The sequence below is a fragment of the Rathayibacter sp. AY2B7 genome, assembly GCF_002931635.1.
GTDB lineage: Bacteria > Actinomycetota > Actinomycetes > Actinomycetales > Microbacteriaceae > Rathayibacter.
In genome coordinates this window covers 44259-58483 of sequence record NZ_PSUC01000003.1, presented here as the reverse complement: position 1 = coordinate 58483, position 14225 = coordinate 44259, and the positions used below count along the sequence as shown (strand labels likewise).

Below are 14225 nucleotides of genomic sequence, written 5' to 3'. Positions count from 1 at the left end.
GGTGGCGGCCTCCGTCTGGCGGAGCGGAGGAGCGGCGCGCCGATTCCGGGACGACGGGCCGACTTCTCGCGGCAGAAGGGTCGTCCGCGGTCGCCGGTCCGGAGCGGGAGGCGGATCGAGCAGCACGGGAGAGGCGGTGGCGTCGGCGGACGCGAGCGGGAGAGGGGATGCAGGTGGCATGTCGCGCCGACACTAATCGCGCGGCACGAGCCTCGACGGGCTTGGCGCGGAACGTCGATCCGCGTGCGCGCGGCGGTCCCGCGCGTCAGCCACGGGGGTGTGCCAGCAGCTCGTCCGCGCGGCGGGCGATGCCCGGCCAGCCGAAGTCCGCCGCTCGGCGCCGCGACGCCGCAGCGACCTCCGCGCGCCGCCGGGGATCGCGCAGCGAGGCGATGAGGGCGGGGAGCTCCGCGAGGACGGCGTCCGCGACCTCCTCCTCCGTGCCCGGCGGGACGAGGACGGATCCGTCGACCACTCCGTCGGAGGTGCGCAGGATCTCGGGGAGGCCTCCGCGCTCGACGGTCACGACGGGGATCCCCCGCGAGAGCGCCTCCACCACCACCATCCCGAACGGCTCGTCCCAGCGGCAGGGGTAGAGCAGGAGCGCCGAGGAGCCGAACAGCTCCAGCAGGTCCTCGTGCCGGAGGAACGGGAGCCGGCGCACGACGCCGGGCAGGGCGGCGACAGCCTCGTCGAGCGCTCGGACGTACGGGGTGGGCGTCGCATCGTCCCCGAGGCCCGATGCGCCGGCGATGACCAGTCGCAGATCGGCGCCGTGCTCGGTCCGCATCCGCCTCACGATCTCGACGGCCTCGCGGGCTCCCTTCTCGGCCACCAGTCGCCCGGCGAAGACCGCCTCCGCAGTCCCGCCGATCGGCGCCGGCGGGACCTCGGGCGGGGGGACGACCCCGTTGTACAGGACGGCTGTGGTGATCAGGCCGTACCGGTCGACCGCTCGGGCGCGCAGGAACTCGCTGCAGAAGATCCACTCGTCGACCGCGTCGAGGTAGCGCCGGGCCGCGGCGGGATCGGGCGGCAGGTGATCGAGCAGGTCGTTGTGCAGGTGTGCGACGATCCGCCCCCGGTAGCCCAGGCGGCGCAGGCGCACGGCGTAGCGGGGGCGGTTGTGGATCCAGACCGTCGGGACACGGCGCAGCGACGGAGCGAGCACCAGCAGCCAGAAGCGGCCACCGAAGGACAGCCGACGCAGCTCGGCGCCCGGGTCGCTGTCGCGCCGACGCGCCAGGAGGAGTGCCGCGCGCCGCTGGACCGCGTAGATCCGCCGGTACAGGCGGTGCGGCCGGACGTCCACATCCGGTGACGCCGACGACCACGGCGCGTGCACAGCGATCCGGAGCGAGGACCGGGACACCGTCTCGCGGACCCAGGTCGCCACGGCTCCCCCGCTGCCGTCGAAGCGCTCCTCGGCGGCCAGCACCACGGCGACCTCGACCGGGGCGGCGGCGCCGGGCCGGAACCGGGCGGGCAGTCGTGACAGGACGAGCGATCGCGCCTCGGCGATGTCGCGCCCCGGCGCCAGGAGGGCGGTCGCTCCCAGCACGAGGCCCGCGAGCGCCAGCTCCACCGGGAGCAGCCGCAGGGGCGCGCCCTCGGGGAGGATGCGGAGCAGGAGCAGCACGATCGCCATCGGCGCGGCGAGCAGCGGCCCCGCGGCGCACGCGCGCAGGAACGCGCCGAGGCGCACTCCGAGCACCACCCGCAGCACGGCGCAGGTGACGGCGAAGCCGAGAGCGCTCGAGAGCAGCAGCCCGCCGATCAAGCCGTCGAGTCCGAACAGCACTCCCCCGCCGACGATCATCGGGACCGTGATCGCGGTCTTCACGATGTTCACGACCAGCCCGAACCGCACCCGGTCCATCGCCATCAGGATGAAGCCGACCGGATTGCCGATCGCCCGCACCGCGCCCACCACCGTCAGTGCGCTCGTCATGCCCGCGATCCAGCCCCAGCCGGGTCCGTAGAACAGCCGCACGATCTCCTCGGAGCGCAGCGCCACCAGCATCAGCGGCGGGATGCTCGCCATGCTGAGCACCGCGGTGACGCGGAGGTGGTTCCGCGCGACGCGCTCGCGGTCGTGCTGGATCGAGGAGAACACCGGGAACATCACCCGCGTCACGATCGGGTTGACCCTCGCGGGAAGGTTCACGGCGAGGTTGTATCCCAGGGTGTACCCGCCCAGCTGGGCCGGTCCGAGCAGGCGGCCGATCGCGAGCGAGCCGGCGTTCGAGCCCAGGTAGTTGACGATGCCGTCGAGGGTCTGGAAGACGCCGAAGGAGAGGAAGCGGGCGGTCTCGCGGATCCGGAACCGGAACCGCAGTCGGAACCAGCGGCGGGCCTGCACGAGGGCGAGCACGGAGCGCAGAGCCGCGGTCGCGACGAGCCCCCACGCGTAGGAGAGCGCCCCTGCGCCCGAGACCGCGAGGCAGACCGTCACGGCGAAGCCGCCGATGAGAGCGATCGTCTCGGACACGGCGACCGCTCGGAACCGGATCCCCTTCTCGAGCACCGCTCTCGGCACCTGCCCGGCTGCGCTGCCCACGAACACGAGCGAGGCGACGGTGAGGACCGGCGCCGCGGCGGCGGACCCGAGCAGGGAGGCGATCGGTGCGGCACCCAGGAGGACGGCGACGGTGACCAGGAGCCCGACGGAGAGGTTGAGCCAGAAGACCGACGAGAGCTCGAAGCTGGTCGCCCGTCGGCGCTGGATGATCGCCTGGGCGACCCCCATGCCGAGGAAGATGTCGACGAACGCGTTGAGCAGGGCGACGATCGCGATGATCCCCATCTCGGAGGGGTCCAGCAGTCTCGCCAGGAGCGCGAACTGCCCGAGCTGCACGACGAGCGCGACGGCGAACGAGACCGCCGTCCAGGCGGTCGCGTCGACGGTGCTCCGGCGCAGGCTCACCTTTCCCGCCCGGCGGAGGCCGGACGCAGGCCCGGTCGCGGATCGTCGGCGCGGTGCTCGGCGCGGCTCATCCGCGATCTCCGTCCGTCGTCGTCGGCATCGATCGGCCGGCCGCCCGGTCGTAGAGGTCCTCGAGGTCGCGGATCCGCTCGGCGAGGTCGAACGAGGCGAGCACGCGCTCCCGCCCCTCCGCGCCCATCCGCTCCGCGCGGTCCGGGTCCCGGAGCAGGGCGGCGAGCGCCCCGGTCAGGCCGGGCACGTCCCCCTCCGGGACGAGCAGCCCGGTGACGCCGTCCTGGACCGCCTCCGGGACGCCGCCGTGGCGGTACGAGACGACAGGGACGCCTGCGAGCGCGGCCTCGAGGAAGACCATGCCGAAGCCCTCGGAGTCGCCTGTCGCCGCGGTCCGAGACGGTGCGCAGAAGACCGCGGCGCCGGCGAGGAGGCGAGCGACCTCGGCGGGGGGCAGGGAGCCGGTGAAGGTCACCTGCAGGCCCAGCCGCGCCGCCTGCTCGACGAGCGCCTCCCGCAGGTGGCCGTCGCCGACGACGGTCAGGGGGACGTCGCGGATCGGTCCGGGGAGGGCGGCGACCGCCTCGAGCAGATCCGGGACGCCCTTCTTGTCGGTGAGGCGTCCGACGAAGACGATTCCCGCGCGCTCCGCAGCCGGTGCGGCCTCGGGGCGGGAGGTCGGGACGCCGATGTAGCCCACTCCGGTGCGCCGCGGGTCCGCCCCCAGGCGCAGGAGCCCGTCGGTGATGAAGCGGGAGACCCCGATCACCGCGTGCGCGGTGCGGAAGACGGCGCGGGCCTCGAGGGCGCGGTGAGCGCGGGCGAGGGGTCGGAGCAGGCGCGGAGCTCCGGTCGCGAGCGGCCAGCTGGTCACGTCGTAGCCGTGCCCCGTCACGACGAGCGGGAGGCGCCTCCTCCGTGCGTACCGCGCGATGGAGACGGCGTCGATGAGGAAGTGCGCGTGGATGAGGGCGGGCCGGTGCTCATCGACGATCGCGTCGAGCCGTCGTGACACTCCGAACCACCGCAGGAGGAGGGACCGCCGCCCGCGAGGGGTGATCGGATCGTGCAGGACGATGTCCGTGCGGTCGTGGAGGACGCCCGAGCCGGTGCGCTCGAGGCCCACTCCGAGGGCGCGCCAGCGCTCGAGTCCGTGCATCTGATTGCGGACGAACGTCTCGGAGTCCTGCAGCCACGCGCGCTTCCAGACCAGGACCAGCGGCCTCTCGGCGGCGGCGGCGACTCCCGCGTGCTCAGCGGACGGCACGGCGCACCCGGTAGCGGAGGGCCGCGACCACGCTCGGCAGCACCCGCACGGCGTCGCCCAGATAGCGCCGCCAAAGCCTGCCGGGCTCCCGGCTGAGCCGGTGCGCCCACTCGAGGCCGAGGCGCTGCACCACGAGCGGCGCCCGCGGGATCTCGCCGGCGAGGAAGTCCACGGCGGCGCCGACGCCGAGGCACACCGCTCCCGTGCCGCCGACGGCGAGCAGGCGCTCGCGGACCTCCTCCTGCTTCGGGGAGCCGAGGCAGAGCGCGACGATGCGGACGTCGGCCGCGCGCAGGGTCGAGGAGAGGCGGGCGAGGTAGGCGTCGTCCGCGAGCTCGGCCGGCTCCGGCGCGACGACGACCGGCACCTGCAGCCCGGCGAAGCGCTGCTGCAGCTCGGCGGCTGCGCGATCGCCGACTCCGGGGCGTCCGCCGATGAGAGCGACCGGCGCACCCTCGAGCGCTGAGCGGCGGCAGACCTCGGTGAAGAGGTCGATGCCCGTCACTCGGCTCGCCGTGCGGTGGCCGTACGAGCGGGCCAGCCAGACCAGAGGAGCCCCGTCGAGCACCACGAGGGACGCCCGGCCGTAGTACCGCCGGAACTCGCCCGAGTGCTTCCAGCGCACGAAGTGATCGGTGTTCGGCGTGACGACCAGCTCGTCGCGGCCGCTCCGGGACAGCTCGAGCACGGCCTCCGCCGCCTCGTCGAGCGTGGTGATGCTGGCCGGCATCCGCTCGATGCGGCCGGTGATGTAGGAGGTCATGCCGATGCTCCTCGGGGGTCGGTGCGGGAGGGAGGGAATGGAGCGGGTGTGCGGAAGGGGTGGGCCGCGGCGGCCTTCACGGGGACGGTCACGTCGTCCACCGGGTGCTCCTCCGATCGGAGAGCCGGCGGCGGGTGTCGTGCACGGTGTAGAGGATCCGGCTGAGCGCCGTGAAGGCGGCGGGGACGTGCTTGAGCACCAGCCCCAGGACGAGCAGCCGCGGCGACCGCGCGGAGCGGAGCACGCGGACGTCGCGCAGCGCCTCGGACCCGAGCCGGACGCCGGTCTCGACGAGCGCCGGGTCGGAGTTCTGGCGGATCGGGGTGAGCGCGACGGGGACGGCGTAGAACCAGGTCGTGAACCAGTCCGACAGCGGGCGCGGCACCTCCTCGAACGTGCGGGCGAGCGCTGCGCGCATCTCCTCGGCGCAGACCAGGAGGTTCCGGAGGTCCGGGTCGCGCCGACGGGTGATCGAGGACGCCGTGTGGACGTAGGAGTAGAGGACCTCCGGCACGAAGAGCACCCGTTCCGACGCCTGGACCGCCCGCAGCACGCCGACGAAGTCGGACTGGGAGCTCAAGCGCGGGAAGAGCTCCTCCTGCAGGACGGCGCGGCGGAAGAGCTTGTTCCAGAGGAAGCCGTGCAGGCGCCCGGACGCCATCCGCTCGAGAGCGAGTTCGGACGAGACCAGTTCGCGCCGGTCGAGGCCGTCGATCACACGTCCGGAGGTCGACTGCCGGGTGCGGTAGAGCGCCCGGCAGACGACGACGTCGGCCGCCGTCCGCTCGGCCTCGGCGGTGAGGGTCCGGAGGATCTCCGTGTCCCACTCGTCGTCGACGTCCACGAACCAGACGAACTCGGAGTCGATGCCGTCGAGGGCGCGGTTCCGGGCGGCAGCGACGCCGCCGTTCTGCTCGAGGAGCAGGACCCGGGCGTCCTCGCGTCCCTCGGCCCACTTCTCGAGCACCTCCGCCGTGCCGTCCGAGGACGCGTCGTCGACGAGGACGACCCGCGTCCCCGGTCCGAGAGTGAGTGCGAGCCGCGCGAGGAAGCCGTCGAGCCGGGCGATCGCGTTGTAGCAGGGAGCCACGACGGTCACCGAGTGCACGCCCCCGCTCACCGTCGGCCCCCGAGCTCGCGGTAGGCGGCGACGACGGGTCCGAAGACGGCGTCGGGCGAGGCGGCCTCGTCCACCCACGCCTTCGCGCGGTCGGCCTGCATCAGGAGCCCCTCGGGTCGCTCCAGAGCGGCGGCGAGGAGCTCGGCGATCCGCTCCCCGTCGGCGTCGGCGGGGAGCAGGAGGCCCCGACCGTCGGCGAGCAGCTCACCCACACCGCCGACGTCGGTCGCCACGACCGGGCGACGGCGGGCCATCGCCTCCAGCATCACGAGCGGAGTCCCCTCCCACCGCGAGGTCGACAGGAGGAGGTGCGCCGCGTCCAGCGCTCCGGTCACGTCCGCCGACGGACCGGCGAAGTCGACCACCCCGGCTCCCCGGGCGCGCTCGCGCAGCACCGGCAGCATCGGACCATCGCCGAGCCAGGTGCTGGTGACGGGCCGGACCCGGGCGAGGGCCTCGACGGCCGCGAGGAAGCGGACCGGGTCCTTCTGCTCCGCGAGCCGCCCGATGCCGAGGACGCGGACGACCGGCTCGGCGAGTTCCGGCGCGAGCGCGGGCTCCGCGGTGACGTTCGCCGGGGCGTTGCCGGTGACCACGACGCGATCCTGCGGGCGGCCGTAGCCCTCGACGACCATCCGCCCCACAGAGGCGGAGACGGCGAACACCCGCCGGGAGCGGAAGGAGAGCGCTCGACGGTCGATCCCGGGCAGCTCGGTGTGCGCGTGCTCGACCACGGGGACACCGAGCGCGGCGCCGACGAGGAGGGCCAGCAGAGCCTCGCGGCGCTGGTGGGCGTGCAGGACGTGCGGGCGGAACCGGCGGACGGCGAGTGCGAGCTCGCGCAGATCGGCCGCGAAGCCCTGTCCGGGTCTCGGCACCACGAAGACGGGCGACTCCTGCGCGGCGCGGTCGCTGAGCGGCCCGGGACGCCCCCAGTAGGCGGTCTCGCAGCCGTGCTCGCGGCTCCACGCGCCCAGGGAGAGTGCCACACGCTGCGCTCCGCCGTCCTCGAAGGAGTCGAGGACGTGCAGGATCCGCAGGGATCGGGAACGGGCGGCCCTCATGAGAGCGCCCCGTCGGGAACCGCACCCGGGAAGCGGACGTCGAGTTCGGCCAGGACGGCGTCGACGTCGCGGCCCATCGTCCCGCGGTCGACATCGTAGTGATCGGCGAGGAGGTCGACGACCTCGTCCCGGGGCCGGCGCTGCCGGATCACGGCCTCGAAGACCGAGGCGGCGCTCAGCGAGAGCACGATCGGGGGCACCGACGGGCGGGACAGGTCGAGCACGTAGACCTGACGGTCCGTGCGCTCGACGGCGAAGCGCTGGGCCGGCGGCGCGCTGCCACCCTGCGCCTCGGCGGAGGCCTCCACCGGATGCACGGCGCTCGCCGCGGGATCGGACGAGGCCGGGAGGTCGCTCACCGGCGCCGTGGTCGCCGCGATCGCCTCGAACGAGGACGCCGGGCCCTGCGCCTCGCTGCGGCCGCTCAGCGCCAACCGGGCGAAACCGGTGAGGGCGGAGGGGAGGCCGCGGAGCGCCCGCAGGGTCCGCTCCCCCCGAAGCCGGAGCCGACGTCGGACCGTCGTCGCTTCGGGATGGCTCGCCTCGAGATCCGCGCGGGTGGGGAAGGCGGCTCTCAGCAGCAGGCCTCCCTTCAGGCGCCAGGGAGCGGACGCCACGGCGTGCAGCCAGTTGAAGGTGTGCCGGTCGGAGCTGCGGCGCACGTCCCAGAGAGTCTGGGCCTGCCGGTAGCGCTCCTCTGGCGCGGCTGGGACTCCCCAGGAGGTGAGGAGCTCCGTCATCGGCGTCTGCGCGCCGAGCTCGACGGCCGCGTCGCGGATCGCTTCGCGCTCCTCGCTCGGAAGGCCGGCGCCGTGCGCCTCCAGAATCGCCAGCACCGTGGTCGCCGAGGCGGAGCGCGCGCTGCGCAGCTGGTGCAGGGCGTGCAGCACGAGATGGTGCGCGTGCCCGGGGATCCGCAGGGTCTCGTCGCTCAGCGGCAGATCCTCGGCGGCCGCCCAGAGGCGGTCGAAGACGATCCGCTCCTCCTCGAAGGCACCCGGGAAGGAGCGGTGGACATCGACGTCGCACGGCCACGAGGGGTGGACGAGCGTGATCGAGTGGTCGACGAAGAGCGTCCAGCTGAGAGCCTCGGCGCGGCGGCGCCAGCCCATCGAGGCGAGCAGCCCGAGAGCCTCGTCGAAGCGCTCGGGGTCGACCCAGAGGTCGACGTCGGCCGACGTCATCGGCGCGCGGATCCCCTGGCGGTGCAGACCCTCGCCCTTCACCACGAGGCTGCGGACGCCGTGCGTCCGCAGGGTGTACTGCACCAACACGGCGGCCAGGCGCAGGGCGACGGCGTTCGGCAGCATCACGTCGGCGGAGGCGCCGACAGCCGGGACCGGTTCAGGCGACACGGACGCGTCCCTCCGCGAGGGCGAGGATCTCCTCGGCCGCGACGGACCACGGGCGCTCCCGCGCGAGCTCGGCGGCCCCCCGGGAGAGAGCCGTCCACTCGCGTCGGAGCCGGTGGAGGGCGTCCTCGTACTCCTCGCGCGTCGCGTCGTCGGAGAGGACCACGCCCGCCCCCGCCGCGCAGAGATCGGCCAGGACGCTCGACTCGATCGCGAGGACCGGCAGCCCGCTCGCCAGCGCGTCGAGTCCGGCGGCCGCGCCGGTCGTCGACGGCGTCAGGTGGGCGTACACGTGGGAGTAGCGGAGCACCTCGACGACGCCGTCGCGGTCCTGCTCGCCGACGGAGCGCAGCCCCGACGCGAGGTCGTCGGCGATGCCGCCGCCGTCGTCGATCACGGTGACGTACTCGGTGCGGTCCAGCCGGGCGAGGAGATCGAGCCGCTCGGCGCCCCGGTCGAGACCGGAGGCTCCCACGGCGGCGAAGCGGAGGGGCCCGTCGGGGGCGGACGGTGTCGGGAACGACGCGTCCGGCAGGCCCAGGGGCACGACCGTTCCCGCGAGGGCGGACGCGAGCCGCTCCGTCGGGGTGACGACGACAGCACCGCGGCGCTCCTCCTCGAACCGGAGGCGCGGGAGCGCCGGGAGGTCGTCGGCCAGGAGGACGGTCGTCGGAGCGAGCCCGGCGAGCTCCACGGCCGTCCCCGGGAGAGCCACCACGAGGTCGGGCCGCTCCGGGGCGAGCAGTCGGCGGGCCCGGCGCGTGACGACGGCGAGTCCGACGGACCCGGCGCCCCTCCGGCCGGCGGGCTCGAGGAAGCGGGCGAGCACGCTGGGGCGGAGCTCCGCCCCGCTGAACCCCTCCGGGTCACCGGTCACCACGACCACGCGGTGTCCCCGGCGGCGCCAGGCGCGCTCGAGCGGAGCCGCGTGCCAGGCATCGAGGGCGACGATCCCGATGGTCAGCACGGGCGGACTCCCCCCGTCAGGGGGAATCGGCGGCAGGGACCGGGAGACGGGAGGAGCGCGGAGTCCCGCTGGTCGATGACCTCGTGCACAGGGCGGTACCTCTCTCCGTCGCGGCAGGCGGAGCCGCGGACGTCGGAGAAGTTATCCCCGTGCCCGGCGGGCTCCGAGAGGGAGGCGCGATACGGAGGCGGGGGCGGCGTGCGCGCCGCTCACGGAGTCGGATCGCGTCGGCAGCGGTCGCTGGACCGTCAGTCCCCGCCACGGGCTCCGCGCCCGCTGCACCGGCATGCGGAGGCACCGAGGCGCCGCCGATAGAGTCGGCTCCGTGACCCTCTCCCCGCAGATCTTCACGCTCCCCTCGGCGGTGCAGCGGACCCCCGCCGCCGCTCCTCACCCGGGGCTGCTCCGATGAGGGGCATCGTCCTCGCGGGTGGTTCGGGGTCGCGGTTGTGGCCGATCACCAAGGGCATCTCGAAGCAGCTGATGCCGATCTACGACAAGCCGATGATCTACTACCCGCTGTCGACGCTGATGATGGCCGGGATCGACGAGGTCCTCGTGATCACGACCCCCGAGTACAACGACCAGTTCCGCGCCCTGCTGGGCGACGGGTCGAGCCTGGGCATGCGGATCGAGTACGCCGTGCAGCCCTCCCCCGACGGGCTCGCGCAGGCGTTCCTGATCGGCGAGGAGTTCATCGGTGACGAGTCCGTCGCCCTGGTTCTGGGCGACAACATCTTCCACGGCACCGCCCTGGGCACCGCCCTCGCGGCGAACACCACGATCGAGGGCGCCGTCATCTTCGCCTACCAGGTCGCCGACCCGCGCGCCTACGGAGTCGTCGAGTTCGACGAGCACTTCCGAGCCGTCTCCATCGAGGAGAAGCCCGAGCAGCCGCGGAGCAACTACGCCGTGCCCGGCCTCTACTTCTACGACAACGACGTCGTGGCGATCGCGAAGACGATCACGCCCTCGGCCCGCGGCGAGCTCGAGATCTCGACGATCAACGAGCGCTACCTCGAGGCGGGGCGGCTGAACGTCCAGGTGCTCGATCGGGGAACGGCCTGGCTCGACACCGGGACCTTCGATTCGATGATCGAGGCGACCGAGTTCGTGCGCGTGATCGAGCAGAGGCAGGGGTTCAAGATCGGCTGCATTGAGGAGATCGCCTGGCGCAACTCCTGGATCGACGACGCCCGCCTCGCCGAGCTCGCCGCACCGCTGGTCAAGAGCGGATACGGCGCCTACCTCCACCGCCTGCTCAGCCTCGAAGGCGTGAACGCGGGCCGCTGAGCCCGGCCTCCCCCGACCTTCCCGACCTCCAGGAGAACCCGTGCGGATCCTCGTCACCGGCGGTGCCGGCTTCATCGGCAGCAACTTCGTCCACCTGACCCTGCGCGAGCGTCCCGACGCGCGGATCACCGTGCTCGACAAGCTCACCTACGCGGGCAGCCGCGACTCCCTCGCCCCCGTCGCCGACCGCGTGCGGCTGGTCGAGGGCGACGTCGCCGACGCCGAGCTGGTGGACCGGCTGGTCGCTGATGCGGATCTGGTGGTCCACTTCGCCGCGGAGTCGCACAACGACAACTCCCTGCACGACCCGACGCCCTTCCTCGCGACGAACGTCATCGGCACCTTCGCGCTCCTGCAGGCGGTGCGCGCGCACGACGTGCGGTACCACCACATCTCGACGGACGAGGTGTACGGCGACCTCGAGCTCGAGGACCCCGCGCGCTTCACCGAGCACACCCCCTACAACCCCTCCAGCCCCTACTCCTCGACCAAAGCCGCCAGCGACCTCCTCGTGCGCGCCTGGGTGCGCTCCTTCGGCGTGCGCGCCACGATCTCCAACTGCTCCAACAACTACGGCCCCTACCAGCACGTCGAGAAGTTCATCCCCCGCCAGATCACCAACGCCATCGACGGCATCCGCCCCAAGCTCTACGGCACCGGCGCCAACGTCCGCGACTGGATCCACGTCGACGACCACAACACCGGCGTCTGGGCCATCATCGACCGCGGCGAGATCGGCGAGACCTACCTCATCGGCGCCGACGGCGAGAAGAGCAACCTCGACGTCGTCACCCGCATCCTCACCGCCTTCGGACAACCCGAGGACGCCTTCGACCACGTCACCGACCGCGCCGGACACGACCTCCGCTACGCCATCGACTCCACCCGCCTGCGCACCGAACTCGACTGGCGCCCCCGCTACACCGACTTCGACGCCGGACTCGCCGCCACCATCGACTGGTACCGCGCCAACGAGGACTGGTGGCGCCCCGCGAAGGCCGCCACCGAGGAGAAGTACTCCGCTCAGGCCTGAGGCGGCCCGCCGGCGGGGATCAGTGCGGACCGACTCCGGTCGACACCCGGCCGGAAGGCCGCGGAGAGTCGCACGGGCCGGGCGTCCGCTTCGCGCGGGACCGACCGGACAGGACGATGCGGAGCAGCTGCAGCGGCTCGAGGAGGTAGCGGGCCGCGAGGCGGCGCGGGTCGCGCGCCAGGCGGAACAGCCACTCCACGCCCAGGGCGCCCATCCACCGCGGGGCGAGCGCCTGCGTGCCGGCGATGTAGTCGAGGCAGCCCCCCACGTTCGCGAACGCCGCCCGCGGGGCGAGGTCCCGGTTCTCCAGGATCCAGCGCTCCTGGCGGGGCATGCCCATCCCGACCAGGACGAGATCGGCACGGGCGAGCGACTCGGCGAGCGGCCGCTCCTCGCCGATGCCGTGCCACTGCTGGTCGAATCCGTCGTACGCGAGCCAGGTCATCCGGGACGTGCGGGCGGCGACCGCCTCCGCCGCTTTGGCCGAGGACTCCGGCGTGCCGCCCACGGCGACCACCACCAGAGGCTCGTCGTTCTCGATCAGCGGGAACAGCCAGTCGGTGCTGCCGATGCGGTGCTGGGGAGTCAGAGGCGAGTCGACCGCCGTTCCTCGGGCGAGCGCCAGGATCGGCCAGCCGTCGATCAGCACGGTGTCGGCCTTCTCGCAGAACCGGCGGAAGTGCTCGTCGGTCTGCGCCATGTAGAGCCCGTGCAGATTCAGGTTCCCGATGATGCGGCCGCGGTGCTCGCCGGCGAGGATCTCGGCGATCATCTCCGGAGCGGTCCGGGCGTCCACATAACCGAGGTCGAAGGGGAGCGCAGTGCGCGCAGCGGCTGTCATGCGGTCTCCTTCACGGAGGTGACGATGGTCTCGACGCGGCGGGCCCACGAGTGCTCGGCCCAGACGTCGCGCTGACGGTCGGCGGCGACCCGGGAGAGTTCCGGCAGCGAGCGGACGCTCTCGGTGAGGACACTGCGCAGGTCCTCCTCTCCTGCCGAGTCGTAGCAGACGACGGGGTAGCCCTCGCGCTGGAGGCCCGCCGTCACGTCGTGTCGGCTCGCGACCACCGGCTTGCCCGCGGCGAGGTACTCCCAGAGCTTCAGCGGGGAGAAGTAGCTGCCGTTGGCGCTGGAGTGTCCGGCGAAGCAGAGGTCGACGCCGGCGAGGAAGGCGGGGACGTCGTCGGGGTGCACCCGTCCGCGGAAGGTGACGCGATCCGCGAGGCCGAGCTCGTGGACCTGCCTCTCCAGGTCGGCGCGGACCGGTCCGTCGCCGGCGATGTCGAGGTGGACCTCGCCCAGGTCCTGCGAGGCCAGCAGTTCGATCAGCGAGGAGACGTTCTGCCACGGGTAGAGCGTGCCGAGGAACCCGATCCTCGGGGTGCGGGTCCCGTCCACGATCTCTGTGGGGCGGTGCACGGTGTGGTCGACGCCGTTGGCGACGACGAGGATGCGCTCCCGGGGGATGCCGTACCGGGCGGTGAGCTGGTCGGCGAGGGCGTCCGTGACGGCGACGATCAGATCGGCGCGGCGGAGAGTGCGTCCCTCCATCCACTCGGCGAGAGCGCGGCTGGTGGTCGCCCGCCGCTCGCTGGTCGCCTCGACGGCGAGGAGGGCGTTGACCTCCAGGACCCAGACGGCCCCGGTGGCGCGACGGGCGAGGGAGCCGAGCTCCTGGAAGAGCGCGTACCGCTCGTAGGCGAAGTCGGCGGTCGACCCGGAGACCCGGCGCTTCAGCTGGAAGCGCGAGCGCACCCGGGAGACCAGCCGGAAGACGTCGGTCGCCACGATGGACAGGCGCGAGCCGGACATGCGGCTCTCCGACCCCTGCCCGTGCACCGCCTCCGGCATCGCGTCGCCGACGATGAAGCGCTCGACCCGGACGCCGCTCTGCTCCAAGCCGTTGATCACGCCGAGAATGTGCGAGCGCGGGCCCAGACTCTCGGTGGAGGGCTTGGTCGACAGGCGCGGAGCGCCGGATAGATACAGTGCTTTCACGGGGCGATGGTCTCCAGACGGATCACTTGACGGTAACACCGGGGAATTCGGGTCCGAGACCGGTTCGGCTACCCATTGGGGGGTCATGACGGCGAGAATCGTTCACCTCGCCCGCGAACCCGTTCGATTAGTCTTCACCTCGGTTCGTCGAGTATTACAGACAGTGCGGGACGAGGGCATGACACCCGTTCGTCCGACCGACAATCGTCGGATTCCCGAATGGGACTCCATATCCTGAACACTTCGAAAGGGAATGACGCGTGACCGATCCGGCCCCGAAGAGGAATACCGTCCGAGTCCTCCTCTCCGTCGCTCCGCCGGACGGAACCACACGATTCGTCGACCAGGTGACGCGCTTCGCTCCCGAGGAGATCGACTTCTCCTTCTTCTCCTGGAGAAAGGCTTTGATCGGCAGATGGGACGTCTTCCA

Annotated in this window: 11 protein-coding genes; 2 read left to right on the top strand and 9 right to left on the bottom strand. The window is 72.8% G+C overall.

Features of this window, described 5'->3' with window-relative positions; genetic code table 11:
- Nucleotides 1-265: 265 nt before the first annotated feature.
- The 7 genes from C5C27_RS01220 to C5C27_RS01190 form a co-directional block, all read right to left on the bottom strand.
- A complete protein-coding gene (locus tag C5C27_RS01220; protein WP_104313270.1) occupies nucleotides 266-2926 on the bottom strand; it encodes an MOP flippase family protein in 2661 nt (886 codons plus the stop codon).
- Between the two features lie 67 nt (nucleotides 2927-2993).
- On the bottom strand, nucleotides 2994-4205 hold the full coding sequence (locus tag C5C27_RS01215; RefSeq protein WP_104313268.1) for a glycosyltransferase: 1212 nt from the start codon (nucleotides 4203-4205) through the stop codon (nucleotides 2994-2996).
- On the bottom strand, nucleotides 4192-4968 hold the full coding sequence (locus tag C5C27_RS01210; RefSeq protein WP_104313266.1) for a WecB/TagA/CpsF family glycosyltransferase: 777 nt from the start codon (nucleotides 4966-4968) through the stop codon (nucleotides 4192-4194). Before C5C27_RS01210 ends, C5C27_RS01215 begins: the two co-directional genes overlap by 14 nt.
- An 88-nt stretch (nucleotides 4969-5056) precedes the next feature.
- Nucleotides 5057-6088 (bottom strand): glycosyltransferase family 2 protein, encoded by a 1032-nt coding sequence (locus tag C5C27_RS01205; protein ID WP_219813123.1) that lies wholly within the window; start codon nucleotides 6086-6088, stop codon nucleotides 5057-5059.
- Nucleotides 6085-7152, bottom strand: a complete 1068-nt coding sequence (locus C5C27_RS01200; protein ID WP_104313262.1) for a glycosyltransferase family 4 protein — start codon at nucleotides 7150-7152, stop codon at nucleotides 6085-6087. The genes C5C27_RS01205 and C5C27_RS01200 overlap by 4 nt, the downstream gene beginning before the upstream one ends.
- On the bottom strand, nucleotides 7149-8507 hold the full coding sequence (locus C5C27_RS01195; RefSeq protein ID WP_104313260.1) for a PqqD family peptide modification chaperone: 1359 nt from the start codon (nucleotides 8505-8507) through the stop codon (nucleotides 7149-7151). Before C5C27_RS01195 ends, C5C27_RS01200 begins: the two co-directional genes overlap by 4 nt.
- On the bottom strand, nucleotides 8497-9471 hold the full coding sequence (locus C5C27_RS01190) for a hypothetical protein (protein ID WP_104313258.1): 975 nt from the start codon (nucleotides 9469-9471) through the stop codon (nucleotides 8497-8499). The genes C5C27_RS01195 and C5C27_RS01190 overlap by 11 nt, the downstream gene beginning before the upstream one ends.
- A gap of 408 nt (nucleotides 9472-9879) precedes the next feature.
- On the opposite strand from C5C27_RS01190, the gene rfbA reads away from it, so the two are divergent.
- Together rfbA and rfbB are read left to right on the top strand one after the other, a co-directional pair.
- The gene (gene rfbA, locus C5C27_RS01185; protein WP_104223010.1) at nucleotides 9880-10764 is read left to right on the top strand and encodes a glucose-1-phosphate thymidylyltransferase RfbA; all 885 of its coding nucleotides are present in this window, start codon (nucleotides 9880-9882) and stop codon (nucleotides 10762-10764) included.
- 40 nt (nucleotides 10765-10804) lie between these two features.
- The gene (gene rfbB, locus C5C27_RS01180; protein ID WP_104223009.1) at nucleotides 10805-11797 is read left to right on the top strand and encodes a dTDP-glucose 4,6-dehydratase; all 993 of its coding nucleotides are present in this window, start codon (nucleotides 10805-10807) and stop codon (nucleotides 11795-11797) included.
- A 19-nt stretch (nucleotides 11798-11816) separates the two neighbouring features.
- On the opposite strand, the gene C5C27_RS01175 is transcribed toward rfbB, so the two are convergent.
- Nucleotides 11817-12638 (bottom strand): WecB/TagA/CpsF family glycosyltransferase, encoded by an 822-nt coding sequence (locus C5C27_RS01175; RefSeq protein WP_104313256.1) that lies wholly within the window; start codon nucleotides 12636-12638, stop codon nucleotides 11817-11819.
- A complete protein-coding gene (locus C5C27_RS01170; RefSeq protein ID WP_181133409.1) occupies nucleotides 12635-13795 on the bottom strand; it encodes a glycosyltransferase in 1161 nt (386 codons plus the stop codon). Before C5C27_RS01170 ends, C5C27_RS01175 begins: the two co-directional genes overlap by 4 nt.
- Nucleotides 13796-14225 lie beyond the last annotated feature (430 nt).

What these genes read in the sequence shown, in the direction of transcription:
- C5C27_RS01200 (WP_104313262.1), bottom strand. Translation starts at nt 7,152, where the DNA reads ATGAGGGCCGCCCGTTCCCGATCCCTGCGGATCCTGCACGTCCTCGAC.
- rfbA (WP_104223010.1), top strand. Translation starts at nt 9,880, where the DNA reads ATGAGGGGCATCGTCCTCGCGGGTGGTTCGGGGTCGCGGTTGTGGCCG.
- C5C27_RS01175 (WP_104313256.1), bottom strand. Translation starts at nt 12,638, where the DNA reads ATGACAGCCGCTGCGCGCACTGCGCTCCCCTTCGACCTCGGTTATGTG.
- C5C27_RS01210 (WP_104313266.1), bottom strand. Translation starts at nt 4,968, where the DNA reads ATGACCTCCTACATCACCGGCCGCATCGAGCGGATGCCGGCCAGCATC.